Consider the following 24,786-nt stretch of genomic DNA (forward strand, 5'->3'; position numbering starts at 1 on the left):
AAAGCCCCCCTGGCGGGAGGCTCTGGGTTGCGTGAGGAGAGATTCGAGGCCTGATCGAGATCAGGCCGGCGAATCAGAACTTGAAGACGGTCTGAACCAGGCCACCGAAGACGCCCAGGGACTTGTAGTCGCCGTTGTAGTTCTGGGTGTCATCACCCCAGGGGCGAGACAGCCAGTAAACGGCGGGAGTCACGGAGATGTTGTCGGTCACCTGGAACTTGTACCAGAGTTCCATGGCGTAGCCGCCATCAGCCACGAAGTCGTCGTCGTTGTCGTAGTCCACCACGTAGGTGAACTGAGGCTGACCAACGGCGAAGCCGAGGGCGTTCTTCATCAGGAACACGTCGTTCCAGGTCAGACCGACCATCCAGCTGGCGAAACGGCGCTTGGCTTGGGCGTCTTCCCAGTCGCCGTTGCCGGTGAGCCAGGATTTGCCGACACCGGCACTGATGGAAGGAATCCAGCCGGACTCTTCAGGACGCCAGAAGGCGTTGAAGGAGAAGCTGTTGCTGGAAGCTTCGGAGCGCACCTCAACACCGTCAGCATCGTCCACGGTGCAAGGGGTGCCGAACTTGTCGCCCTTGGTGAACTCGGTAGCCGTGCGGAACTTGGCACCACACTGGCCGTAGCGGTAGCCGAGAGCTGCACCCCACTTCTTGTGGCCGTAGGCCACCTGTGCTGTGAAGTTGGCTTCGGAATTGTCGGTCATGAAGCCACCCGAGTTGGGGTTGCTGTCATTGGCCTCACCGGAGTCAGCCACGTAGTTGGCAGCAACGGTCCAGTAGGCGTCGCCTTTCTCGACCTGCTTCTTGTTGGTGTAGATGGCACCGAAGCCACCACCGGTCTCCTTGTTCCACACACCGGGAACACCCAGGGAGCCGCCGAAGAAGTCAAGAACTTTCTGACCACCCTTGGCGTAGGCAGAAGCCTTGTAGCCCATCATCTCAGTGTTCCGGGTCAGAGGACCGACCTGGATCTTGAAGTTGCTGCCCAGGGGGAAGCGGTAGTACAGGCGATCAATCTCAACAATGTTGCCGCCGGGGGCTGCCGTGTCGAGCTTGTTCAGAGCAACACCATTGCCGTCCCAGACGCTGTCGTCGCCCTGGTTACCAGCGCGCAGGCGGGTGAACAGCAGATCCTTGCCGGTGAAGGAGGTCTTCAGGCCCAGACGAAGGTCATAGGAGAAGGAGAACGCACCGTATTCAGCGTTGTAGGCATCACGCTCGCCGTACTCGGCTCCCTTGGACGTCTTGAAGTTGTCGCCCTTGGCCTTGGTGGCACCCAGAACGAAGTTGGCCTTACCTTTCAGCTTGGTGGTGGTGGAGAACTGGGTGGCTTCCAGTTCGCCGACGCGGGCCTCAAGACCGTCGATGCGGCCACGGACGATGGCGAGTTCTTTTTCGAATTCCTTGATCAGACGACGCAGCTCGTCGGTCACCTCGGTGATGCGATCGAGGCAGGCGTTCAGCAGGGCAGCCGCCTCATAGCGGGTCATCGCCCGGTTGCCACGGAAGGTGCCGTTGGGGTAGCCGGCGACGCAGCCGTAACGCTCGATCAGGTTGGCCAGAGCCTGGTAAGCCCAGTCCGTGGGATAAACGTCAGAGAACTGGGTGATGCTGGTGACCTGCTCTTCGGTATCCGAGTAGTCGGACACACCGTTGATGTTCAGGTCGGCGGCGTTGACGCCAGTGGCCAGAAGGCCGAGGGCGGCAGGCGCTACCAGCAGTTGCTGGAAGAGTTTCATGAGATTCCTCACACCAAAATTGAGGGATTTGGACAGGAAGTCCTCCAAAAAAATACTTGCGGGAGAAAACTCTGAACAGGAGGCCGCCAAAGTTTGTGTCCATTACTACCTCTTAACCCTTTAACTCTGGCTGTATGGCAATAAAAAACCCACCGCCGAAGCGGTGGGTGGGGTTGACCTTGCAGGTCTGCTCCAAGCGACGTTGGATCAGAACTTGAAGGTGGTCTTCACAAGGCCGCTCATGGCGTTGAGGCCATTGTCGCCGCGCTGGGTGTTGGCGTACGGCTTGCTCAGGTAGTGAATCGCGGGAGTCACAGTGATGTTGTCGGTGACCTGGAACTTGTAGAAGAATTCCCAGGCGTAGCCGCCACCTGCCAGGTAGTCATCTTCGTCATCTTTGTTGTTGACGTCGATGTCGGTGATGAAGGTGGGCTGACCAGTGGCGATACCAAAGGAGTTGCCCTCCAGGAAGACATCGCTCCACTCCAGACCCACATACCAGGACTGGGTGGTCGCACTCTTGACGTAGCCGAGTTGGCTGTCAGAGATGTCGGTCAGGCCCCAGCCAGCGCTGATGGAAGGAATCCAGCCGGACTCTTCAGGCATCCACCAGGCGCTCAGACCGTAAGAGTTGGTCTGACCGTCGGTGAGGGACAGGGCAACAGCACCCCTGGTTCCGTTGCCGGAATACAGGCCAACACCATTGGTGCCGGAAGCCTTGGTGTAGGCAGCAGCAACACCCCAGTTCTCAGGTGCGTAAGCAATCTGAGTGGTGGCACTGAAGGCTGCAGCATCGGTGCCGATACCGCCAGCTGAATCACCACAGATGTTGGTGTTCGGGCAGCTCTTGTTGCCGTTAGCCGAGAGGTAGCTGGTGGAGATGCTGAAGTCTCCGGGCTTCCACCACACACCTGCACCAGCGCCGAGAGCCAGGTTGTAGGCACCCGGTGCACCGGCGTAGGTGAAGAAGTCCATCGTCATGTCAGACGGATAGGCACTGGGCCACACCGGCAGCATGTTGTCCATACGGACGCGAGGGCCAGCCACGACGGTGAAATCTTCGCCGACGGGGAAGCTGTAGAACAAACGGTCGATGAACACAGCGTTGTCGGTGTTCACGCCGTACTCCTGGCCGAACAAACCGACGCCGTTACCGCCGTAGATGTTGTCCATGTTGCCGGAGCGCAAACGCGTCACCAGGCTGTCCTTGCCGGTGAAGCTGGTCTCCAGAGCCAGACGCAGGTCATAGCTGAAGGAGGTACCACCGTTGGTGGCAGCTGCGAAGTCACTGCCCTTGCCGTGGTACTTGGCTGCACCGAACACCCAGTGGGTCGAACCCTTCAGTTTGGTGGTGGTGGAGAACTGGGTGGCTTCCAGTTCGCCGACGCGGGCTTCAAGGCCGTCGACACGTCCGCGCAGGATGGCGAGTTCGGTCTCGAACTCCTTCATCAGGCGACGAAGCTCGTCGGTGATTTCAGTGATGCGATCGAGGCAAGCGTTCAGAAGCGCTGCAGCCTCGTAGCGGGTCATGGCACGGTTGCCACGGAAGGTGCCGTTGGGGTAGCCGGCGACGCAGCCGTACTGCTCAACCAGGTTGCTCAGAGCCTGGTAAGCCCAATCGGTGGGGTAAACGTCAGAAAACTGGGTGACGCTGGTGACCTGTTCCTTTTTGGAAGAGGAATAGTTGTCAACAGCGGCCAGATCGAAATCTGCTGCATGGGCGGCAACCGGGGCCAGAAGGCCGAGAGCTGCCGGAGCCACCAGCAGTTGCTGGAAAAGCTTCATGGTGGGTCCTCACACGGAAAAGGGGACAATGTCCCGAACGGATGGTGCCGTTTACCTCGCGTTAACCACGTAACAATGTGCCGGTCTTTACGCCGACATGTGCAATCGGCTACCGAAATTGCGAAAAATGGTTCGTCACGCTACCAAAAACTTCACAAATGTTTGTGTTAGGGAACAGACAAACTCTGCGTTTCAGCTTTTCTGATCACGTCATCCACCGCTGACACCATCAACCGTTCCCGAAAACTGCGCTCCATCCAGATCGCAGCCGGCCTGTTCGCCCTCCTCTGCCTGGCCCTGCAGGGCTGGAGATCCCAGGTGCTGCTGGCCAGCTACGACCAAGGCATCTTCCAGCAGGTGCTGTGGAACACCCTTCAAGGGCATCCCTTTGAAAGCACGCTGTCGTCTCAGTTGTCAGCCAGCGTCGGGCAAGGCGGGGAGCTGCCATCCGTGGATTACGAACGGCTGGGACAACACTTCACCCCCACGCTGCTGTTGTGGGCTCCTCTGCTCGGACTGATCGGCGGTGCCGCGCTTCCCATCGTCCAGGTGGGACTGATCACAGCGGCAGGACTGGTGCTGCATCGCCTCGCCTGCCGGCAGCTCCCGGAACGCACCGCCAACTGGATCGGCTACGGCTACTTCGCCGGCAACGCCCTGATCGGACCAACACTCGGCAATTTCACCGATCTGTGCCAGCTGCCCCTGGCCGTCTTCGCCCTGATGCTGGGCGTGCTCGAGCGACGCCGATGGTTGATCGCGACGTCCGCCCTGCTGATTCCACTGATCCGTGAGGACACGGGCGTTCTGCTCGTGGCGGTGGGCCTCTGGGTGCTGATCCGGCACCGCGGACGCTGGCCGATGGCGCTGATGCTGATCATCTGGGGCGGCGGATGGGTTCTGATCTGCACCAACCTTCTGATGCCGTTGTTCTCAGACGACAACGCCAAACGGTTCATGGTCGAGAACTTCGGCCAGTACCTCGGCGACAGCGCCAACGAGGGCAGCAGCAGTCTCGGCGTGGCCCAGCGGATCATCAGCCAGCCGTTGCTGCTCCTGCAGCAACTGATCGACCCTCCAGGTCAGACACTGCTGTATCTGCTGGGGCATGCGCTGCCGTTTCTGTTCGTCCCGTTGCTGAGCCTCGACACCGTTCTGCTGGCCGGGCCCTGCTTGCTGGGATTGTTCCTGGCTCAGGGCGCCAATGACCCTCTGTCGATCACCATCCGCTACACCCTGCTGGTGGTACCGGGGTTTGCGCTCGGATCCATGTTCTGGTGGCAACGGCGCCGAGATCCGGTGCCTGGTCGCCGCACCCGCCTGGCCTGGGGCTGCTGCCTGGCGCTCTCGCTGCTGCTCACGATCAGCAGCAACCCTCACCGCAGCCTCTCTTTCGCCATTCCAGACAGCATTCACCCCTGGATCTACAGCTCTCCGCTGCAGCAGTGGCGTCACGGCATCGCAGCCCGGGCCGCCGTGGCTGTGATCCCGCCGGAGGCAACCGCCGCCGCCAATACCCCCCTGGTGCCGTTGCTGGCCAGGCGCGAAGTGCTGGTGCGCTTTCCCTTCACGACGGACTATCTCGATCGCGACAGGACAGCCCATCCGGTGGACTGGATCGCCGTTGATCTGGATCTGCTCGAGCGGTACGGCGTGGCCTTCAGGGGCGACTGGCGTCAGCTGCGCAACAGCCGGCGTTGGATCAGCGATCACCGCGCGTCCTATGCCGTGCAGGCTCTGAGCGATGGCGTCGTCGTTCTGGAACGGCACGGTCAGCGCCGAGCCGACCTTGAAACCGCTCTGGACAAGCGCCTCTCCCGGGCCATGCCCGCAGATCCTCGCGATCTCTGAAAAAACGATGCCCCCGACCGGTGAACCGGTCGGGGGCTCTCGCCGGGTCCGCTCTTGCCGCGAAACCGGATGATCAGTCAGAGGACGGTGCCGTTCAGCCGGCGTTCTCCGCGATCAGCAGACCCTGGGTCAAACAACTGGAACTCATGGACACCTCCTCCTGAAGGATTGTGAATGCCGGCTCTGCCTTCGAACGCGCCTGTCACTCAAGGAGGACCGACACATTCACAGAGCTGCACCCCGAACATTGAGACAATAACCAGATCGGCCTGTCATCGGGGCGACGATGCGTTCATGCCCTGATTCCGTGCGCGTTCCCTGGCCCGGCCTGCTGGCGATGGCCCTGGTGGCAGCCGGCCTCGCCCTGATCGGTCTGGGAGATCAGCCGTTGCGGGATTTCGACGAGGGCACCGTGGCGCGGGTGGCCCTGGAACTCAGCCAAGGCCAGGGAGAAGCTGCTCTGCTGCCGACCCTCTGGGGTGAGCCTTATCTCAACAAGGCCCCTGGCCTGCACAGCCTGATCGGCGCAGTGATCCAGCTGTCGACTCCAGGGGACCAGCTTCCCCCGGAAGGCCTGGTGCGACTGATGCCGGCCCTGCTCTCCAGCCTGGTGGTGCCCCTCGGCGGCCTGCTGCAGTGGCGCTTGCGCCCCGGTGATCGCGGCAGTGCCCTGGCCACTGGGGCTCTCCTGCTCACCTTGCTGCCGATCGCTCGCCACGGACGTCTGGCCATGCTCGATGGCAGCCAGCTCTCGGCGATGGCTCTGCTCTGGCTGGCCTTCGCCAGCCTGAACGGTCGCAGCGGCGACCGCTGGTGGGGACTGACCGCCGGACTGATGGGCAGCGCCATGCTGCTGTTGAAGGCACCTCTGCTGATACCGATGGCCGCCGCCGCCCTGGCAGCAGCGGCCCTGGGAATGGAATGGCGTCAGTGTCGGGTCGGGGCCGCCGTCACCGGCCTTCTCACTGGCCTTCTCCCCGGCATCGCCTGGCATCTCTGGCATGCCCACAACCGCGGGGCCCTCGCCCTTTGGATGTGGGGGGGCGACGGCGCTGGCCGGGTGCTGCTCGACGCCGGTGAGGGCAGCGACCTGCGCTGGCGCGTCCCGCTGATCGAACTGCTGGAAGGAGGCTGGCCCTGGCTGCTGCTGTTTCCGCCTGCCTTGCTCTGGGCCTGGCAACAGCGTCGCAGCCGTTGGGGACGCTGGTGTCTCACCACCCTTGTGGTTCTGGCCGGAGCGATCCTGCCGCTGAAAACCCAGCTCCCCTGGTACAGCCATCCCCTCTGGCTGCCCTTCGCCCTGGTCAGTGCCCCCCTGCTCACCTGGCTGGTGGAGCGCACCGATCAGCAGGTTCCCCTCCGCCGGCTGTTGCTGCGCATTCCAGCGATGTGGATGCTGCTGGGCCTGCTGCTGCTGATGGCGACGGCTGTGAGCTTCACGCCGGCAGGGGCCGGGCTGGCTCCCTTTCGCGGTCTGGCCATCGCAGCCGGTCTGGGCTGGGGATGTGGCGGTTGGTGGCTGCAGTCTGCCCAGCGGCAGCAACGGCAACACGGCCTGATCAGCCTGGTGAGCGGCAGCGTGATCGCTCTGGCTCTGCTGTTCAGCTCGCCGCTGTGGCTCTGGGAACTGAATGAGACCTGGTCCGTCCGCCCCGTGGCAGCCCTGAGTCGTCTCAGCCCGGGGCAACCGGTCCAGCTGCAGGGATATGACGAACGGCCGAGCTTGAACTGGTACGCCCGCCAGCGGATCCGACGGAGACGCAACGGTGATGCGGGTTGGATCCTCACCCGGAAATCACGCGGGAACTGCGTGGTTTCCTTCAGAGATGGCGACTGGGCCCTGGCGCGCTGCCGGTAGCCTGACCCTGATTGCATCGGGTTGTGTCGTCCACGCAGCAGACCGTCGAGACCACGTCGCCCGCCGGACTCTCGATCGTTCTGCCCACCTTCAACGAAGGAGACTCGATCGCCTCGGTGATCGGTTCACTGCTGACGCTCAGTGAACAGGAGCCCCTGGAGATTCTGGTCGTGGATGACGACTCCAGCGACGGCACCACGGAAACGGTCCGGGCCATGGCCCTGCGGGATCCACGCATCCGCATCATCCATCGACTGGGGCGTTCAGGGCTGGCAAGCGCCATCAAAGAGGGCCTGATCGATGCGATTCACCCGCGGGCGATCGTGATGGACAGCGATGGACAGCACGAGCCCGCCTCAGTGCTGGATGCCTTGCGGATGCTCGACCAGCAGCATCTCGATCTGGTGGCCGGCAGTCGCTTTCTTGATCAGTCGGAGATCCGCGGCCTCAGCGATCGACGCACCGACGGCTCGAGCCTGGCCAACGCCCTCGCGCGCCGAAGCCTGCCCGCCAGCTACCGCCATCTGACCGATTACATGAGCGGCTTCATGGCCCTGAATCTCAGCCGCTGCCTGCCGCTGGTGCGCCAGGTGGATGTGAACGGGTTCAAGTTCCTCTACGAACTGCTGGCCATCAGCCGAGGGCGGTTGAAGGTCGGGGAGATCCCGCTGATCTTCCAGCCCCGACGCCACGGCAGCTCAAAACTGGACAGCGCCATCCTCTGGGATTTTCTGGTGTCCCTGCTGCACACTGCCAGCCTCCGGTTGCTGCCGCGCCGCGCCATCAGCTTCGGACTGGTGGGCGCCAGCGGTGTGCTGGTCCAGCTGATCACCACCGCTCTGCTGATGAGCCTGCCGGGACTCAGCTTTCAGCAGGCACTCCCGATCGCCGTGATCACCGCCGCCAGCTCGAACTACCTGATCAACAACGCCCTCACCTTCCGGGACCGTCGCCAGAGGGGAACCCGGCTGCTGCGCGGCCTGCTCAAGTTCCTGCTGGTCGCCTCGCTGCCCGCCCTGGCCAACGTCGGTTTGGCCACCAGCTTCTACACGCTGGTGAATGAGCACGCCATCTGGGCACAGCTCGCGGGAATCGTGGTGGTTTACGTCTGGAATTACGCGGCGTCCTCCCGCTTCGTCTGGAACACGCCGTGATCTGGCTGCCCATCACGGTCGGTGTGCTGCTGCGGCTGATTCAGTTGTGGATGCCGATTGTCGGCGTCCACAGCTGGCGCCAGGCCGATACAGCGGCCATGGCCCGCCACTTCGCCCTGTCAGACACACCGATCTGGCTGCCCCAGATCGACTGGGCCGGCGCCGCTGAGGGCTATGTGGAATCGGAATTCCCGCTGTTTCCATTCTTGGTGAGTCGTCTCTATCAGCTGTTCGGAGTTCAGGAATGGCTGGGTCGCGGGCTTTCGCTGCTCTGCAGCGCTCTGACCATCTGGCTCGTGATCCGACTGGGACGGCGCTGGTTCGGCGCCCGAGCGGGCTGGTGGGGTGGATTGTTCTTCGCCATCGCCCCGCTCGGGGTCTATTACGGACGCACCTTTCAGGCCGAGGCCCTGCTGTTGCTCTGCGGCGCGGGCTGCCTCGAGGCTCACAGCCACTGGCGGCGCCAGGGGCCCGTCTGGGCATTGCTGCTGAGCTGGCTGTGCTTCACATGCGCAGGATTGATCAAGGTGATCCCACTGCTGTGGCTCGGACTGCCGCTGCTGATGGTGCAGCTGAATGTCAAGCCGCAGCTTGAGGCAGCCACACAGACGAACATCCTGCGACGCACCAAGGGCCTGCTGCGCTCACCCGGCTTCTGGTTGTACGTCGGCGCCAGCCTCGCCGCCATCGCGACCTGGTACGCCCATGCTTACCAACTTGGCCTGACCAGCGGCTTCAGCTTCGGGTTCTGGGGTGGCGGCAGCGATCGCAGCAGCCTCAGCCTGCTGCTGGATCCAGGCAACTGGTTCAACCTGAGCCTGCGCGTGGCGCTGCGGTTGCTGGCCATCGCCGGGGTGCCCTTCCTGTTCAGCGGCATCTGGCTGAGCTGGCGCAGCCCAGACGGACGCACGGCGATCAGCGGACTGCTGGGGGTTCTGCTCTGCACCCTGGCCACGATGCGCTCCAGCAGTGTTCACGAGTACTACCAGTTGCCACTGCTGCTGTTCGCCTGCCCCTTGATGGGACTGGGCTGGCACCGGTGGCAGCAGCGATGCCGACGCTGGCAATCATCCGCCTTGATCAGCCTCTGGCTCGCCATCAGCCTGGCGGTTCTGTCCTTTGATTACTGGGCCCTGGAACAACGCCAGGTTCAGGATTGGATGCCACTGGCCATGAGGATCCGTCAGGAACTGCCCGAGGGCAGCCGGATCGTGAGCGTCACCAGCACCGATCCAACACTGCTGAACCTGGCCAGACGACAGGGCTGGCTGATCTCCAGCAAACAACTGAATCCGGAACGCCTTCAGAGCTGGCGGGAGCAGGGAGCCAGCCACCTGGCGGGCAGTTTCCGCTGGGAGAAAATGTACCGGCCGATGTCGGAGGGCCGACAGCGTGCCCTGCGAAACCTGGCTGCCGGCAGCCAGGAAGCCTGGGTGGATGACGTCAGCCAGACCTATCTGATCCCCCTTGATGCCATCAGCGCCAGTCCCTGAAGCCGGCCCGGGATCCAGCAGAAGGGTTCCATCCCGCCTCGTGGTGATGGCGACTGGCGTGGGATTGCTGTTCTGGCTCAGCGCTGCGGCTCGCCATGGCCTCCTGCAAAGCAATGCCTATGACCTGGGTCTGTTTGATCAGTGGGCCTGGCTGATCAGCCGGGGACTGCCGCCGATCTCCTCGATGGAGCAGGTGCATGTGCTGGCGGACCACGGTGCCTGGATGCTCTACATCGCCGGTGGCGCCTACCGCCTGCTGCCATCGGTGCAGTGGTTGCTGGCCAGTCAAGCCCTAGCGCTCAGCCTGACGGCACTGCCCATCTGGTGGCTCGCCCGACAGGCGGGCCTCCCGGAACGGCGCTGCTGGTTGATCTGTGGCCTCTGGTGGCTGCAACCGGTGGTGTTCAACGCCAACCTGTTCGATTTCCACCCGGAGACCTGGGTGATGCCCGCCTTCGCCATGGCGCTCTGGGCCGAACGGGCGGAACGGCCACGCCTGTGGCTGGCACTGCTGCTGCTGATGCTCGGGGCCCGTGATGGGCTCGTGCTGATCAGCGGTGGCATGGCCCTGGACCTGGCCTGGCGCCGGCGCTGGCGCTGGGCCGGTACTGCAGCGGCCCTGTCTCTCGCCTGGTTGTTGATGTTGAGCCGTTGGCTGTACCCATGGCTGCGCGATGGAGAAGGGCCCAAAGCCGCCGGCCGGATGTTCAGCCACCTCAGCGGCAGCCCCCTCCAGATTCTCCAGAGCCTCGACTGGAGCGGAGGAAGCCAGTACCTGCTCCTGCTCTGCCTGCCCTGCATCTGGCTCTGGCGACGGCGATCGCTGCCGACGCTGCTGATCGGCATGCCCCTGGTGCTGGTCAACCTGCTGTCAGCGTCTGCGAGCTATCGCACCCTGCTGCACCACTACAGTCTTCCGCTGGCGGTGGTGGCTGTGGTCGCGGCCATCGATGCCACGGTGAGCCGGCAGCCGCACGCACCTCAGGTCGGCCGACGCCAACGCGCCTTCCTCCTGGGCTGGGTCGTGCTCTGCTGGCTGGCCCTGGCCAAGCCCTGGTTCTTCACAGGTCCTTATCTGAACCGGCTGGCCATGCTTTCCGACGTCGACGCCGCCATCAACAGGATTCCTGCTTCAGCTGAGGTGTTGACCACCAGTTACATCGTGCCCCACCTCAGCCAGCGCGAACGGGTGGCATTTCCCAAGAACAAAGCGGGAATCGCTGATTCTGAATCCACATTTGACATCATCCTGCTAAACCCGAACGACCCAGGCTGGGGCTCTTCGACCGACGCTCAGCAACAGTTGCTTGATAAGGCTTTGCTGGAGGGCTGGTCGTGTCAGCGTTGGCCTTCGGAACTCAGGCTTTGCATCACGCCCCGAGAAGGCTTCACACCACCGGGCTTGAGATAGAGATACACCGAATGAACAAAGATCCCGGAATAGAACAGCAATTCCCCCAGCTCCTGCTCACGGGTATGAAAAAACTCGAAATCGACCCCAGCCTTGGCAGCAACAACACACCAGTAGATGATCGCAGCAATCAGGAAATAACTGGCCGTGCACCAGACAGGGAGCAGGATGTCAGCCAGCGAGCGGGAACGCACCCAGCCGGAATGACGCCCCCATGCCCCAATGATCGCAAGGCAGAAGAGCACTGACATCACAACAGCCGCGATCGACCATGTGTGGTGGTGAATGAACCAAAGATTATGGATGCTGCTTTCACCCTGAACATTGACGTCACTCATGAGCTTCGGCGTTTGCCAGTTAAAGATCATCTGCCCCCAACTCATCTCTTCCATTCCAACCAAGAACAACCCTGCCGCCAGCGACGAGAGGACCCATTTCGCAGTTGAGCGTTCCCATGCCAAAGCCGTTCTCCACACAAGGAACGCCGATGCGATCAACAGAAGAAAACCAGCCCACTCAACAACACTTCCTTCAGAAATCGTACGGAGATAAGACTGGAATTCTTTTTTTGTATCCAGCACAATCACCCGATAGGCAAACAAACAAGGCGCCATCACCAGCGGAAGCATGAACACCTTCCTGAAGCGACTTGGATCAAGATTGAAATCGCGCAACCACGACGACAGGCTTCGCCGGAGCGCCGACATCAACAGAACCACCCCCAGCAATCCCTGCATGGACTGCGGCCCAGAGAACGACGACTGCCCAAGAACAACTTGAACCGCGCTGACAAGGCCAAGAACGGTCAAGACCGCACCGATCAGCCCACCGAAAACGTCAGCCCCCCGAGCCAGGACCTCCACCCTGAGCGACGACGGCACCGCTGAGTTCGACGCTGCCTGGCGAACAGACGCTCGAGAGGAGGAAACTGCCAAGCAGAGGGCCTAATCAATCGTTAAGCCGGATTTAACCATTCTTTTACCTTCCGAGTCGGCTTGCGCAGCCAGTTCCACAGCGGCAGCACGCACGACACACCCACAAAAAAAGGCGCCTTGCGGCGCCTTTGACTTGATTTGATTTCGACCCTGACCGAATCAGAGAGCGTTGCCGCGGGGCAGAACCTCTTCAGGGAAGACGAAGTTTTCGTGCGGCTGGTCAGCCGGTGCCATCCAGGCACGCAGACCTTCATTCAGAAGGATGTTCTTGGTGTAGAAGGTCTCGAATTCGGGATCTTCTGCTGCGCGGATCTCCTGCGACACGAAGTCGTAGGCGCGCAGGTTGAGGGCGAGGCCGATGATGCCGATGGAGCTGGTCCACAGGCCCATCACAGGCACGAACAGCATGAAGAAGTGCAGCCAGCGCTTGTTGGAGAAGGCGATCCCGAAGATCTGACTCCAGAAGCGGTTGGCCGTGACCATGGAATAGGTCTCTTCTTCCTGAGTGGGCTCGAACGCCTTGAAGGTGTTGGCCTGCTCGCCGTCCTCAAACAGGGTGTTTTCCACGGTGGCGCCATGGATGGCGCAGAGCAGTGCGCCGCCGAGGATGCCGGCCACGCCCATCATGTGGAAAGGATTCAGGGTCCAGTTATGGAAGCCCTGAAGGAAGAGGAGGAAGCGGAAGATCGCCGCCACGCCGAAGCTTGGCGCGAAGAACCAGCTGCTCTGGCCGAGGGGGTACATCAGGAAGACACTGACGAACACCGCGATCGGACCGGAGAAGGCGATGGCGTTGTAGGGGCGGATGCCCACCAGACGGGCGATCTCGAACTGACGCAGCATGAAGCCGATCAGCGCGAAGGCACCGTGCAGGGCCACGAAGGCCCAGAGGCCGCCGAGCTGACACCAGCGAACGAAGTCGCCCTGGGCCTCAGGGCCCCAGAGCAGCAGCAGGCTGTGACCCATCGCATCAGCGGGGGTGGAGACAGCTGCGGTGAGGAAGTTGCAGCCTTCCAGGTACGAGGAGGCGATGCCGTGGGTGTACCAGGAGGTGACGAAGGTGGTGCCTGTCAGCCAGCCACCGATGGCCATGTAGGCCGTTGGGAAGAGGAGAATGCCGGACCAGCCGACAAAAACGAAGCGGTCGCGCTTGAGCCAGTCATCGAGGATGTCAAACCATCCCCGCTGAGGCGCGCGTCCTACAGCGATCGTCATGAGATCTGCTTCATGGAGCGTTACAAAGCGAGCCTAGGGGCTGATTCCTGAAATGGGGCGGCTCTCCGAACCAGAGCGCGAATGATGAGTAGATCTACCCAATCCGTTGCAGCACAAGGCGCCATTGGTCCGCAAAGATGGCGGTCCGTCCTGCCCGAATCCCGTGTATCTCGTTGAATTGGCTCTTCGCATGAGCCCCGTCCCCGTCTCGGTGCAGCGCAAGGAACAAGCCGATGCGGAAGCCCTCTACCAGCAGGTGCGTCAGGCCCTTGAGCAGGGTCAGCCCCGCTTGATGGAGCTCACCTGCGAGAAAGTGGAAGGGAAGAAAGTGACCGTGCTGATCAGTGAGGTTCTCGCCGTTCAGCTTTATGAGAAGGCGTCGGCCACCGGAGGCAGCAAACGGCCGGGATTTTCCGTTGATTCCTGACCCGGCGACCGCTGAACTCGTCCTCGATCAGGTCAGCTACCGCTGGCCAGGAGGACAACTCGCCCTTGACAGCTGCAATCTCACGATCCCCGGACCGGGACTGTGGATGCTGGTGGGCAGCAACGGCAGCGGCAAGAGCACATTGTTCCGACTGATCGCCGGGCTGCAGCAGCCGCAGGACGGTCGGATCATGCGACGTCGACATGCTGCCCTCGTGTTTCAGAACCCGGATCATCAATTGCTGCTGCCCAGCTGCGGCAGTGATCTGCTGCTGGGAATGCGGACCGGGGCGTCCGTCTCCGATCAGCGTCGACGAGCGGCCTCCCTGCTTCGCCTGATGGGGCTGAGCGAACTGGAGACACGCCCGATTCACACCCTCAGCGGCGGACAGAAGCAGCGCCTGGCCATCGCCGGAGCCCTTGCCAGCGATGCCGGACTGCTGTTGCTGGACGAACCGACGGCACTTCTCGACCCCGAAAGCCAGCGCACGGTGCTGACCACTGTTGAGCATCTGTGCCGATCCAGCCCCGAACCCCTGACGGCTCTGTGGATCACCCACCGCCTCGAGGAGCTGGATCATTGCGATGCGGCAGCCCGCATGGACGCAGGGCGGATCGGTCCCTGGACATCCGGCCAGGAGCTGCGCAGACGGTTGCAGGGCGGGAGGTCTGGCAGGTAAGTTCTTCTGGAGCCATTCCTCGGTAGCTCAGCGGTAGAGCGGTCGACTGTTAATCGATTGGTCGCAGGTTCGAATCCCGCCCGGGGAGCTTTGAAGCCACAGCATCTGCTGTGGCTTTTTTATTGACAATCAGAGAAATTTCGTGACGCGGGGTTGCCCGAACCGGAAGACTTCCTGAATAGACCGGAACCGAAAAATGCGCCGTATAGCCCTGGAAAGCCAGTAGAGGCGAAGAGTTTCAGGATTTCATCGCGATCTTCCACCGAAGCTCAAAATCTGCACACACCTCAAAACCTTGAGAGAATCGGCGCAGCGTTGATCCAGACGACCCACGCTCGACCAGTTCCTCCGTCCGCCGCCGCCGAATCGATGAAGCCCTGCATCCTGCTGATCGAAGACGACCGCGACATGCGTGATCTGGTCAGCGGCCATCTGGAACACAGCGGCTTTGATGTGCAGCGGGCCGACGATGGCATCAAAGGCCAGGCCCTTGCCCTTCAGTACACCCCGGATCTGATCCTTCTGGATCTGATGCTCCCCAAAGTGGACGGTCTGACGCTCTGCCAGAGATTGCGTCGGGACGATCGAACCGCCGGTATCCCGATCCTGATGCTCACCGCCCTGGGCGGCACCAAGGACAAGGTCAGCGGTTTCAACTCGGGTGCTGACGACTACCTGACCAAGCCGTTCGACCTCGAAGAACTGCAAGCACGCGTCAAAGCGCTGCTTCGCCGCAGCGACAGGGCACCGGTGGGCTCTGGCAACCACCACGAAATTCTCAGTTACGGCCCCCTGACCCTGGTGCCCGAGCGCTTCGAAGCGATCTGGTTCGACAGCCCGGTGCGTCTCACCCACCTCGAATTCGAACTGCTCCACTGCCTGCTTCAGCGGCATGGTCAGACCGTTGCTCCCTCCCTGATCCTCAAGGAGGTCTGGGGCTACGAGCCGGATGACGACATCGAAACCATCCGCGTGCACGTGCGTCATCTGCGCACCAAGCTCGAGCCCGACCCCCGCAAGCCCCGGTTCATCAAAACCGTTTATGGGGCCGGGTATTGCCTGGAGCTTCCCACCGGTGGCCAGCTGGATGGGCTCCAGGATGTGATTTCAATGGCTCGCGAGGATCGCAAGAAGGAAAGCGATCGGGCCAGCGCCTGAGTCAGCCCGGAGGCCGTGGTCCCCGCTGGACGAGATCCAGCAGGGCCACCTCCCATGCGAGCCGTGGCTGAACGAACGACAGCAGCTGCCGCCGCAGTCGCTCCAGTCGCTCGAGTGACTCGGCACCACGGCCGTCGCGCCAGAGACGCTGCTGCCACCAGTTGATCAGCCAGAGCTGCTGTTCACCATCCAGAGCTTCTGAGAGATCCCTCGCCAGGGCCAAGGCATCCATGGCTTGATCGGGCGGGTTCTGCAACCGTTGTCGCAGCTCATCCGGAAGCGCTTGCCAGTGCCGACGATGCTCAAGCAGGGCTCCGGGAGACCCTGCCGCCATCGCCGTAATTTCCGGCGGATCATCCGCCACGGCATCACAGCGCAGGAGAACCTGATCCAATGCCTCCGAATCGAGGCGCAGAAACCGGATCAGCTGACAGCGTGAGCGGATGGTGCTCAGCAGCCGCTCCGGACTTGCCGACAAGAGGATCATCAGGCCGTGGCCAGGTTCCTCCAGCGTCTTGAGCAGGGCGTTCGCGGCGGATTCGGCCATGGCCTCCGCCGTTTCGATCACCACCATGCCCCGGCTGGCCTCCACCGGCTGACGAGCCAGGAAGCGGCTGACTCCACGGATCTGCTCCAGACGCAACTGCGGCGGTGTCCGGCGGCCGATTCCTGCCTCCTCAGCCTCCGCCCGGGTGAGCAGACGTCCCTGGTGCTGGAAGGTGGGCTCCACCCAGAGAAGATCGGGATGGTTGCGCTCCTCCAGTCGGCGGCGCTGGCGAGGACTGGAGCCCGTTTCCGAAAGCATCCCCTCCAGGAATCGCAGGGCCGCCAGGCGACGCCCCACCCCATCGGGGCCTGCGAACAGGTATGCCGGCGCCAACCGCTGCTGAGCCAGGGCTGACGCGAGCAGGTTGACGGCCAAGGGCTGTCCGATCAGATCCTGGAACAACCCGTTCACCCGAACCGGTCCTGCAACAGCTGTTCCAGGGAACGGCTGACCTGCTCCACCGTTCCGTCGGCTGCCACCGCACTCCAGCCGCGCTGCCGGGCCACCGCAGCGAATCCATCGGCGACTCTGCCCAGAAACGCCTGGCCTTCCGCTTCGATCCGGTCCTGCCTGGATCCCTCCCGTCGTTGGATGCTCTGCGCCAGAGGAAGCGATAACCAGAGCGTGAGATCCGGCTGCAGGCCGGTGGTGGCGATCGCCTCTAGTTGCTCGATCAACCGGCGATCCAGGCCGCGGCCGTAACCCTGATAGGCCATGGTCGAGCCGCTGAAGCGATCGCTGAGCACCCAGTCCCCCCGCTCGAGGGCAGGTCGGATCAGAGTCTCGACATGCTGGGCACGATCGGCCGCATAAAGCAGCAGTTCCGCTGTCGGAGCCGGAGCCCGCTCCCTGGAGGTCTGCAGCAGCAGCTCCCGCACCGCCCGGCCCAGCTCGGTTCCACCCGGCTCGCGGGTGCCGATCAGTCGGGCGCCGGGTGGCATCAGCCCGCTGGCCGGCAACCACTGCGACAGATGTTGCATCTGCGTTGATTTCCCGCAGCCATCCAGGCCGTCGAGGACGATGAAACGCCCCCGCATCACGGACGCAGCGCCAGAGCGTTGACCACAACCGTGACGGAACTCAGGGCCATCAGCAACGCCGCCAGCGGAGGGGAGAGCAGCAGGCCGTGACTGGGAAGCAGAGCCCCGGCCGCGATCGGCAGAGCGATCAGGTTGTATCCGAAGGCCCAGGTCAGGTTCTGACGCACCTTCGCCAGGGTGCGTCGTGCCAGACGCAGTGCTTCCGGCAGATTGTCGAGCCGATCTCCGAGCAGCACCAGATCGGCCGTGTCCTGAGCGATCTGGGTGCCGGTGCCGATCGCGATGCCGAGATCCGCAGCCGCCAGGGCCGGCGCGTCATTGATGCCATCTCCCACCATCGCCACCTGCCGCTGACGCCCCAGCTGCTCCAGTCGCGCCAGCTTCTGCTCCGGACGCATCTGCCAACCCAGCTCACTCTCCGCAAAACCGAGTTGCTGGCCCAGACGCCGGACGGCGACTTCCCGATCCCCGCTGAACATCGCCAACTGAAGGCCCTGCTTCCTGAGCTGCTGCAGCGCAGTGAGCACATCGGAACGCAGCTGATCCTCGATCTGCACCAGGCCGAGCAGTCGGTCGGCCTCGGCCACGGCCACGAGGGTTCCCTCGGTCTTGGCCTGCCAGGTCGTGAACGCCTCACCCCAGGAGAGTCCCGTTCCCTGCAGCCATTCGGGTTTGCCGACCCGCACCTCCGTACCGCAGGCTTCAAGCCGGCCGATCAGGCCTTCGCCGGTGACATTGCGCACCTGCGACACGGGCAGGAGGGGGATCTCCCGGCGCTGAGCCTCCTGCAGAAGCGCATGGGCCAACGGATGACGACTGGTCTGCTCGAGACTCGCGGCCAGCTGAAGCAGCCGCTCGGGATCGTCCGCCCGGATGGCCGTCACCAGGGGGCGTCCAAGGGTGAGGGTGCCGGTTTTGTCGAACACCACCTGGTCCAGGCCAGCTGCCGTCTCGAGCACATCGCCGCCTCGGAACAGCCAACCCCGCCGGGCCGCCAGACCCGTGGCCACCGTGATCACAGTCGGTGTCGCCAGTCCGAGAGCACAGGGGCAGGCCACCACCAACACGGCGATCGCCAGTTGCAGCGCCAGACCGATCGGAGTCTCGGCACCGCTGCCGAGACCGGCATGGTGCATGGGATGCGCCATCATCCCCGGCGCGGAAGCCTCCAGCACCTGTGGCCAGAGGTCGGCACCGATCAGCCACCAGAACAGGAAGGCGGACAGGGCGAGACCGATGACGAAGTAACAAAAACGACCGGCGACCCTGTCCGCCAGACCCTGGATGGGGGCACGTCGTGCCTGGGCCTGCTCCACCAGCTGGATGATCCGGGCAAGAGCCGTCTCCGAACCCACCCGCTGCACCTCCATGGCCAGAGGTGCCTCGAGATTCAGGCTGCCGGAGGCGAGCTCCGTGCCCGGTTCCGCCTCCAGCGGCAGCGGTTCGCCGGTGAGGCTGGACACGTCCACTGCCGAGTGGCCCTGCATCACAACGCCATCGACAGGCACCCGGTCCCCCGGCAGCAACTGCACCCGTTCACCGGGGCGCAAGGCCCCGACACGCACCTCGCGGATGGCGCCATCGTCCAGCAGCAGCCGTGCCGTTTCAGGCTGAAGTTGCGCCAGTTGCTTCAACGCCTGACCGGTGCGGTAGCGGGCACGCTCCTCAAGGAAGCGACCCAGCAGCACGAAGCCCAGCAGCATCACAGGCTCATTGAAGAAGCAGGGCCAGCCCACCTGCGGCCAGAACAGAGCCACGATGCTGGCCAGATAGGCACTGCCGACCCCCAGACCCACAAGGGTGTCCATGCTTGGGGCTCCGGAACGGGCCGCCAGCACGCCACCGACCAGGATGGGGCGACCCGGCCCGATCAGGGAAACCGTCGCCAGGGCGGCATGGAACGGCAGGCTGCCGATCACCGGCAGCGAGAGTCGGCCGGCCTCACTCAGGTGGCCAAGCACCGAGAGAAGCAGCAGCAGCAGAGCCACCATCAGCTGCCGCCACTGACGCCACCAGCTCTGACCTGCAGAGTCGTCAGAACCAGGCGTTTCAAGAGGCTGGTTGAGAGAGCGTTCCCTCGCCGGGAAACCCCGATCGGCCAGAGCCTGAAGCACCGCCTCGACACTGCCCTCAGACTCCGCCAGGTCAAGCCAGGCGGCGCGGCTCACAAGGTTCACATCCGCCCGCTGCACTCCAGGCTGATCCAGAAGCGTGCGCTCCACCGAACGCACGCATCCACCGCATTTCATCCCCTCCACGTCGAGAACGACGGTCTGATGTGCTGTACCCACAGTCAGTCGATCGTTACGTCAACGCTAAGTCCGTCACGGGCGAGGTCAGGATGGACGCCATCCGCTGGTGCACCGTGCCCCGCAGCAACCGCAACGACAACTTCATCGACAAGAGCTTCACGGTGATGGCGGACCTGATCGTCAAGCTGCTGCCGATCAACCCCAGGTCCAAGGAGGCTTACGTCTACTACCGGGACGGACTGTCGGCTCAGAACGATGGTGATTACGCCGAGGCTCTCGAGAACTACGAGGAGAGCCTGAAGCTGGAGGAGAACCCCACCGACCGGGGAGAGACCCTCAAGAACATGGCGATCATCTACATGTCCAACGGTGAGGAGGAACGGGCGATCGACACGTACCGCCAGGCCCTCAGTGAGAACCCGAAGCAGCCGTCCTGCCTGAAGAACATGGGCCTGATCTACGAGAAGCGCGGCCGCATCGCCGAGGAGGACGGCCGCAGAGACGAGGCCGACCGCTGGTTTGATGAAGCGGCTGATGTCTGGACCCAGGCGGTGCGCCTGAATCCCGGTGGCTACCTGGACATCGAGAACTGGCTGAAATCCACCGGCCGCAGCAATGTGGATGTCTATTTCTGAGGCGGCGCCTCATCCGATTGCACGGCGTCACCCAGAGCCAGCACCAGCGCTTCGGTGACGCCCTCGGCCTCGAGCAGAGCCAGATCAAGACCCGCCGCGAGGCCGCCAAGGCCGCTGCCCTTCGGCACCACCGCGCGCCGGAAACCGAGACGAGCCGCCTCCTGGAGGCGCAGCTCCAGCTGACCGACAGGCCTGAGCTGGCCCCCGAGGCCGAGTTCCCCGATCAGCACCGTGCCGGCCGGCAGGGTCAGATCCCGGAAACTGGCCACAACGGCCGCGGCCACACCGAGATCCGCCGCCGGCTCCTCCACATCCAAGCCGCCCGCCACGGCCAGATAGCAGTCGAAGCGCGACAGCGGCAGGCCCATGTGCTTCTCAAGCACAGCCAGGATCTGGTGGAGGCGGTTGGTTCCGATGCCTGTGGCGGTGCGACGCGGACTGGCATAGCTGGTGACGTTCACCAGGGCCTGCAGATCGACCACCAGAGAGCGGGTGCCTTCGCAGGCCACGATCGTCGCCACGCCTGACGCGCGGGCATCACTCAGAAACAACTCGCTGGGGTTGCCCACCTCCGCCAGTCCCTGAGCCTGCATCTCGAACAGTCCCAGTTCATGGGTGGCCCCGAAGCGGTTCTTCACCGCACGCAGCAGCCGATGACTGGCGAAGCGATCCCCCTCGAAGGTGAGCACGGCATCCACCAGATGCTCCAGCACCTTCGGGCCCGCCAGCATCCCCTCCTTGGTCACATGACCCACCAGCAGAAGCGCCGTGGTCTGGCGTTTGGCAAGCCGCTGCAGTGCCGCGGCGCACTCACGCACCTGACCCACCGAGCCCGGAGCACTGCTGAGATCGGCGTCATGCAGAGCCTGGATGCTGTCGATGATCGCCACCTTCGGCTGCAGTGCCTCCAGCTCCTGAAGAACCAGATCCAGATCGGTCTCCGCCAGCAGCTGCAGATCGGAGGCACCACCGGCCAGTCGCTGCCAGCGCAGCTTCACCTGCTGAGCTGACTCCTCGGCACTCACGTAGAGAACGGAGCTGTGGGCGGCCATCGCCGACGCGCTCTGAAGCAGCAGGGTGCTCTTGCCGATGCCGGGATCTCCACCCACGAGCACGAGAGAGCCGGGCACAAGGCCGCCTCCGAGCACCCGGTCGAATTCGAGAGATCCCGTGGCGAGCCGTTGCAGAGGCTGGTCGTCGAGACTGGCCATGGCGGTTGAGCGCCGCGCTGCCGGTGCCTGCTTCGGATCGGGACCCTGACGGCGGCGGCGGCCATCGCCGCTGGGCTGGTTCTGCTCCACCAGGGTGTTCCAGCTGCCGCACTCCGGGCAGCGCCCGAAGAACTGACGCGCCTTGGCGCCACAGGCCTGACAGACGTAGATCGAGCTGGATCGGGGCACTGAGAACTATGAAGAAAGTTGCTGTTGGGTGAACAGATTGGGGGTGTGCCCTTTTATCTGTGTCCAGAAGCACTAAGCGCCCCTGGCGTTATGACGACCACGGCCCCCACCAAGGAAACAATCCTCGTGGTCGACGACGAGGCTTCCATCCGCAGGATTCTGGAAACCCGTCTGTCGATGATCGGGTACAACGTCGTCACAGCCTGTGACGGCACCGAAGCTCTCGAACTGTTCCACAACTGCATCCCCGACCTGGTGGTGCTCGACGTGATGATGCCGAAGCTGGACGGCTACGGCGTCTGCCAGGAGCTGCGCAAGGAATCGGATGTGCCCATCGTGATGCTGACGGCCCTGGGTGATGTGGCCGACCGCATCACCGGCCTTGAGCTGGGAGCCGATGACTACGTGGTGAAGCCATTCAGCCCCAAGGAGCTGGAGGCTCGCATCCGCTGCGTGCTGCGCCGGGTTGAAAAGGAGCAGGTGGCGGGCATTCCCAACTCGGGCGTGATCCAGGTGGCTGATCTGCGCATCGACACCAACAAGCGGCAGGTGTTCCGCGGGGACGAGCGGATCCGCCTCACCGGCATGGAGTTCAGCCTGCTGGAACTGCTGGTGAGCCGGTCCGGCGAACCCTTCAACCGCGGCGAGATCCTCAAGGAAGTGTGGGGATACACCCCGGAGCGGCATGTGGACACCCGGGTGGTGGATGTTCATATCTCCCGGCTGCGTTCCAAACTGGAAGACGATCCCGCCAATCCCGAGCTGATCCTCACAGCTCGGGGAACCGGGTATCTGTTCCAACGCATCATCGACTCCGTTGGCTCCGAAGGGTCCTGATTCCTCCCCGGCCGAAGGGCCCAGGAGTAAGAACAGCCGGCCGCGGGCAATCCGCCGTCTGGTGATCTGGTACCGGCGCAATGCCGCCGTTACCACGCTTGTGGACGGAGCCACCAGCTCCGCCAGCGCTGCCGGCAACGTCGCCGGAACGGTGGCCAGCAGCGTTCTGCAACCTCTGGTGTTCGATCCGCTGAGACGCCTGCAGGGGGGTGACGACACCGCGGAGATCGAAGACCGCGACCGGCTCTGGGTCGCCGTTGACGGCATGGGGGGAGACCACGCTCCGGGGCCGATCCTGGAAGGCTGTCTTCAGGCCATCGAACGCCTCCCCCTGCGCATCCGCTTCATCGGTGAAACCGACCGGGTGCTGGCAGCGGCGGCGGCCCTGCAACTGGGAGACCAGGTGAATGCCGCCGTCAGCGCCGGCCATCTGGATCTGGTGGCCAGCGGCCCCTCGATCGAGATGGGGGAAGAGGCCACAGCGGTGCGTCGCAAGCGCGACGCCAGCATCAATGTGGCGATGGATCTGGTGAAGCGCGGAGAGGCGCTGGCGGTGTACTCCGCTGGCAACTCCGGAGCAGTGATGGCATCAGCGATCTTCCGGCTGGGGCGGCTCAAGGGGATCGATCGGCCCGCCATCGGTGCGCTGTTTCCCACCAAGGACCCCGGACAACCGGTGCTGGTGCTGGACGTGGGGGCCAACATGGACTGCAAGCCTGCCTATCTGCACCAGTTCGCCCTGCTCGGCAACATCTACAGCCGTGATGTGCTCCAGGTGGAGCGCCCCCGCATCGGACTTCTGAACATCGGGGAGGAGGAGTGCAAGGGCAACGAACTGGCTCAGCGCACCCATGAGCTGCTGCGCAAGGAGACGCGCCTGCACTTCGCCGGCAACTGCGAGGGCCGCGATGTGCTCTCCGGCGCCTTCGATGTGGTGGTCTGCGACGGCTTCACCGGCAACGTGCTGCTCAAGTTCCTTGAATCGGTCGGAAGCGTCCTGCTCGGGGTCCTGCGGGCAGAGCTGCCCCGCGGCCGGAGGGGCAAGGTGGGCTCCGCCTTTCTGCGCAGCAATCTCAAGCGGATCAAGAAGCGTCTTGACCATGCCGAGCACGGCGGTGCCCTGCTGCTGGGCGTCAACGGCATCTGTGTGATCGGCCATGGCAGCAGCAAAGCCCTTTCGGTGGTCAGTGCCCTGCGCCTCGCCCATTCCGCTGCGAGTCACGGTGTGATGGACGATCTGGCACAGCTCGAGAGCCGCGTTCGGCCGAAGGTCGGGGGCAGCGCGAAGTGACTGTGATTGACTGACGCCACTTCCGGGATCAACCGCCTTGGTCGAGCTGCCCCACAGGTCAGGTGGTGTGCTGCTGAGGGGTTGCGGCAGCGCCGCGCCAGCCCGATCGATCAGCAATGAGGACCTCGGGCAACGGGTGGAGACCAGCGACAGCTGGATCAAAAGCCGCACGGGCATTGCTGCGCGACGGGTGGTGGGAGCTGATGAATCCCTGTCTCAGCTGAGCTGTGACGCCGCCCGAGCGGCGCTCGACATGGCCGGCTGGGACGCCAACAGCCTCGATCTGATCCTGCTGGCCACCTCCACTCCGGACGATCTGTTCGGCTCTGCCCCTCGCCTGCAGGCGCTGCTCGGAGCGCAGCGGGCCGTGGCCTTCGATCTCACGGCCGCCTGCAGCGGTTTCCTGTTCGCGCTGATCACCGCGGCCCAGTACCTGCGCACGGGAGCGATGCGCCGGATTCTGGTGGTCGGAGCCGATCAGCTCAGCCGCTGGGTGGACTGGGACGACCGCCGCTCCTGCGTGCTGTTCGGCGATGCCGCCGGTGCCCTTGTACTGGAGGGCAGTGACAACGATCAGGACGACCTCGGCGGCTTTCTGCTGCGTTCCGACGGCAGCCGTGGAGAGGTGCTGCAGCTGCCGCAGGTGGAGGACCGCGCACCGCTGGTGGGGCAGGTCAGCCATCAGCGCGGGGGCTTCCAGCCGATCCGGATGAACGGGCAGGAGGTGTACAAGTTCGCCGTTCGGGAGGTGCCTGCGATCCTTGACAACCTGCTCGCGCAGACGGGGACAGCCGCCGACCAGCTGGACTGGCTTTTGCTGCACCAGGCCAATCAGCGCATCCTCGACGCGGTCGCCGAACGCTTCGCGATTCCCTCGGAGAGGGTGCTGAGCAACCTGGCGTCCTATGGCAACACCTCGGCGGCGACGATTCCACTGATGCTTGATGAAGCGGTGCGTGACGGCCGGATCCAGCCAGGGCACAGCATCGCCAGCAGTGGCTTCGGCGCCGGCCTGAGCTGGGGGGCTGCGCTGCTGCGCTGGAGCGGGCCCGCCTAATCTCCGCCTCGTCTTGC

General features: G+C 63.6%; 21 protein-coding genes and 1 tRNA gene. 14 read left to right on the plus strand and 8 right to left on the minus strand.

The genetic code is table 11. From position 1 onward, the window contains the following. Window positions 1–73: 73 nt before the first annotated feature. Together KR49_RS06705 and KR49_RS06710 are read right to left on the minus strand one after the other, a co-directional pair. A complete protein-coding gene (locus KR49_RS06705; protein ID WP_043693160.1) occupies window positions 74–1,744 on the minus strand; it encodes an iron uptake porin in 1,671 nt (556 codons plus the stop codon). A 207-nt stretch (window positions 1,745–1,951) separates the two neighbouring features. Next, window positions 1,952–3,529, minus strand: coding sequence for an iron uptake porin (locus tag KR49_RS06710; RefSeq protein WP_043693163.1), 1,578 nt, complete (start codon window positions 3,527–3,529; stop codon window positions 1,952–1,954). Window positions 3,530–3,847: 318 nt separating this feature from the next. Here KR49_RS06710 and KR49_RS06715 point away from each other — a divergent pair, with 318 nt between their 5' ends. The 6 genes from KR49_RS06715 to KR49_RS06735 all read left to right on the plus strand — a co-directional run bounded on the left by KR49_RS06715 (window position 3,848) and on the right by KR49_RS06735 (window position 11,296). Continuing rightward, a complete protein-coding gene (locus KR49_RS06715; RefSeq protein ID WP_253912843.1) occupies window positions 3,848–5,380 on the plus strand; it encodes a DUF2079 domain-containing protein in 1,533 nt (510 codons plus the stop codon). 20 nt (window positions 5,381–5,400) lie between these two features. Continuing rightward, window positions 5,401–5,544 (plus strand): hypothetical protein, encoded by a 144-nt coding sequence (locus tag KR49_RS13910; RefSeq protein ID WP_156957144.1) that lies wholly within the window; start codon window positions 5,401–5,403, stop codon window positions 5,542–5,544. A 143-nt stretch (window positions 5,545–5,687) separates the two neighbouring features. Beyond that, on the plus strand, window positions 5,688–7,238 hold the full coding sequence (locus KR49_RS06720) for a glycosyltransferase family 39 protein (protein WP_253912844.1): 1,551 nt from the start codon (window positions 5,688–5,690) through the stop codon (window positions 7,236–7,238). Between the two features lie 23 nt (window positions 7,239–7,261). Beyond that, entirely contained in the window at window positions 7,262–8,392 is a 1,131-nt protein-coding gene (locus KR49_RS06725) for a glycosyltransferase (protein ID WP_043693174.1), read from the plus strand. Then, window positions 8,389–9,885 carry a glycosyltransferase family 39 protein gene (locus KR49_RS06730; RefSeq protein WP_253912724.1) on the plus strand — a complete coding sequence of 499 codons (1,497 nt, stop codon included), beginning with the start codon at window positions 8,389–8,391 and terminating at the stop codon, window positions 9,883–9,885. The genes KR49_RS06725 and KR49_RS06730 overlap by 4 nt, the downstream gene beginning before the upstream one ends. Further along, window positions 9,863–11,296: a DUF2079 domain-containing protein gene (locus tag KR49_RS06735; RefSeq protein ID WP_084187997.1), complete on the plus strand. Its 1,434-nt coding sequence runs from the start codon at window positions 9,863–9,865 to the stop codon at window positions 11,294–11,296. Before KR49_RS06730 ends, KR49_RS06735 begins: the two co-directional genes overlap by 23 nt. Here the strand turns inward: KR49_RS06735 and KR49_RS13915 are convergent. Continuing rightward, window positions 11,224–12,105 carry a hypothetical protein gene (locus KR49_RS13915; RefSeq protein WP_156957145.1) on the minus strand — a complete coding sequence of 294 codons (882 nt, stop codon included), beginning with the start codon at window positions 12,103–12,105 and terminating at the stop codon, window positions 11,224–11,226. The two genes, KR49_RS06735 and KR49_RS13915, sit on opposite strands and share 73 nt — an antisense overlap. A gap of 285 nt (window positions 12,106–12,390) precedes the next feature. Further along, window positions 12,391–13,446, minus strand: coding sequence for a photosystem II D2 protein (photosystem q(a) protein) (gene psbD, locus KR49_RS06740; protein ID WP_043692195.1), 1,056 nt, complete (start codon window positions 13,444–13,446; stop codon window positions 12,391–12,393). A 163-nt stretch (window positions 13,447–13,609) separates the two neighbouring features. On the opposite strand from psbD, the gene KR49_RS06745 reads away from it, so the two are divergent. From KR49_RS06745 to KR49_RS06760, 4 genes are all read left to right on the plus strand, one after another. Continuing rightward, on the plus strand, window positions 13,610–13,873 hold the full coding sequence (locus tag KR49_RS06745; RefSeq protein ID WP_043697040.1) for a hypothetical protein: 264 nt from the start codon (window positions 13,610–13,612) through the stop codon (window positions 13,871–13,873). Next, window positions 13,863–14,552: an ABC transporter ATP-binding protein gene (locus KR49_RS06750; protein WP_043693180.1), complete on the plus strand. Its 690-nt coding sequence runs from the start codon at window positions 13,863–13,865 to the stop codon at window positions 14,550–14,552. Before KR49_RS06745 ends, KR49_RS06750 begins: the two co-directional genes overlap by 11 nt. Before the next feature lie 16 nt (window positions 14,553–14,568). Beyond that, window positions 14,569–14,640: transfer RNA gene (locus KR49_RS06755), tRNA-Asn, on the plus strand. A gap of 281 nt (window positions 14,641–14,921) precedes the next feature. Further along, window positions 14,922–15,710 carry a response regulator transcription factor gene (locus KR49_RS06760; protein WP_043693183.1) on the plus strand — a complete coding sequence of 263 codons (789 nt, stop codon included), beginning with the start codon at window positions 14,922–14,924 and terminating at the stop codon, window positions 15,708–15,710. A gap of 1 nt (window position 15,711) precedes the next feature. Here the strand turns inward: KR49_RS06760 and KR49_RS06765 are convergent, their stop codons facing one another. From KR49_RS06765 to KR49_RS06775, 3 genes are read right to left on the minus strand one after another with little or no spacing between them, the layout of a single operon-like run. Continuing rightward, on the minus strand, window positions 15,712–16,668 hold the full coding sequence (locus KR49_RS06765; RefSeq protein WP_043693185.1) for a DNA polymerase III subunit delta': 957 nt from the start codon (window positions 16,666–16,668) through the stop codon (window positions 15,712–15,714). After that, complete coding sequence (gene tmk / locus KR49_RS06770; protein WP_043693188.1) at window positions 16,665–17,294, minus strand: dTMP kinase; 630 nt, start codon at window positions 17,292–17,294, stop codon at window positions 16,665–16,667. Before tmk ends, KR49_RS06765 begins: the two co-directional genes overlap by 4 nt. Next, entirely contained in the window at window positions 17,294–19,546 is a 2,253-nt protein-coding gene (locus KR49_RS06775) for a heavy metal translocating P-type ATPase (RefSeq protein WP_084187999.1), read from the minus strand. Before KR49_RS06775 ends, tmk begins: the two co-directional genes overlap by 1 nt. Before the next feature lie 92 nt (window positions 19,547–19,638). On the opposite strand from KR49_RS06775, the gene KR49_RS06780 reads away from it, so the two are divergent. Continuing rightward, window positions 19,639–20,184, plus strand: coding sequence for a photosystem I assembly protein Ycf3 (locus tag KR49_RS06780; RefSeq protein WP_370594000.1), 546 nt, complete (start codon window positions 19,639–19,641; stop codon window positions 20,182–20,184). On the opposite strand, the gene radA is transcribed toward KR49_RS06780, so the two are convergent. Further along, entirely contained in the window at window positions 20,175–21,584 is a 1,410-nt protein-coding gene (gene radA / locus KR49_RS06785) for a DNA repair protein RadA (RefSeq protein WP_043693193.1), read from the minus strand. The two genes, KR49_RS06780 and radA, sit on opposite strands and share 10 nt — an antisense overlap. Window positions 21,585–21,674: 90 nt before the next feature. Here radA and rpaB point away from each other — a divergent pair, with 90 nt between their 5' ends. Genes rpaB through KR49_RS06800 form a run of 3 tightly spaced genes read left to right on the plus strand, consistent with a single transcriptional unit; the run spans window position 21,675 to window position 24,769 of the window. Beyond that, window positions 21,675–22,421, plus strand: a complete 747-nt coding sequence (rpaB, locus tag KR49_RS06790) for a response regulator transcription factor RpaB (RefSeq protein ID WP_043693196.1) — start codon at window positions 21,675–21,677, stop codon at window positions 22,419–22,421. Further along, a complete protein-coding gene (gene plsX / locus KR49_RS06795) occupies window positions 22,402–23,712 on the plus strand; it encodes a phosphate acyltransferase PlsX (RefSeq protein ID WP_052378202.1) in 1,311 nt (436 codons plus the stop codon). The genes rpaB and plsX overlap by 20 nt, the downstream gene beginning before the upstream one ends. A 37-nt stretch (window positions 23,713–23,749) precedes the next feature. Further along, complete coding sequence (locus KR49_RS06800; protein ID WP_043693199.1) at window positions 23,750–24,769, plus strand: beta-ketoacyl-ACP synthase III; 1,020 nt, start codon at window positions 23,750–23,752, stop codon at window positions 24,767–24,769. Window positions 24,770–24,786: the final 17 nt, after the last annotated feature.

The organism is Synechococcus sp. KORDI-49 (assembly GCF_000737575.1).
Lineage (GTDB): Bacteria > Cyanobacteriota > Cyanobacteriia > PCC-6307 > Cyanobiaceae > Parasynechococcus.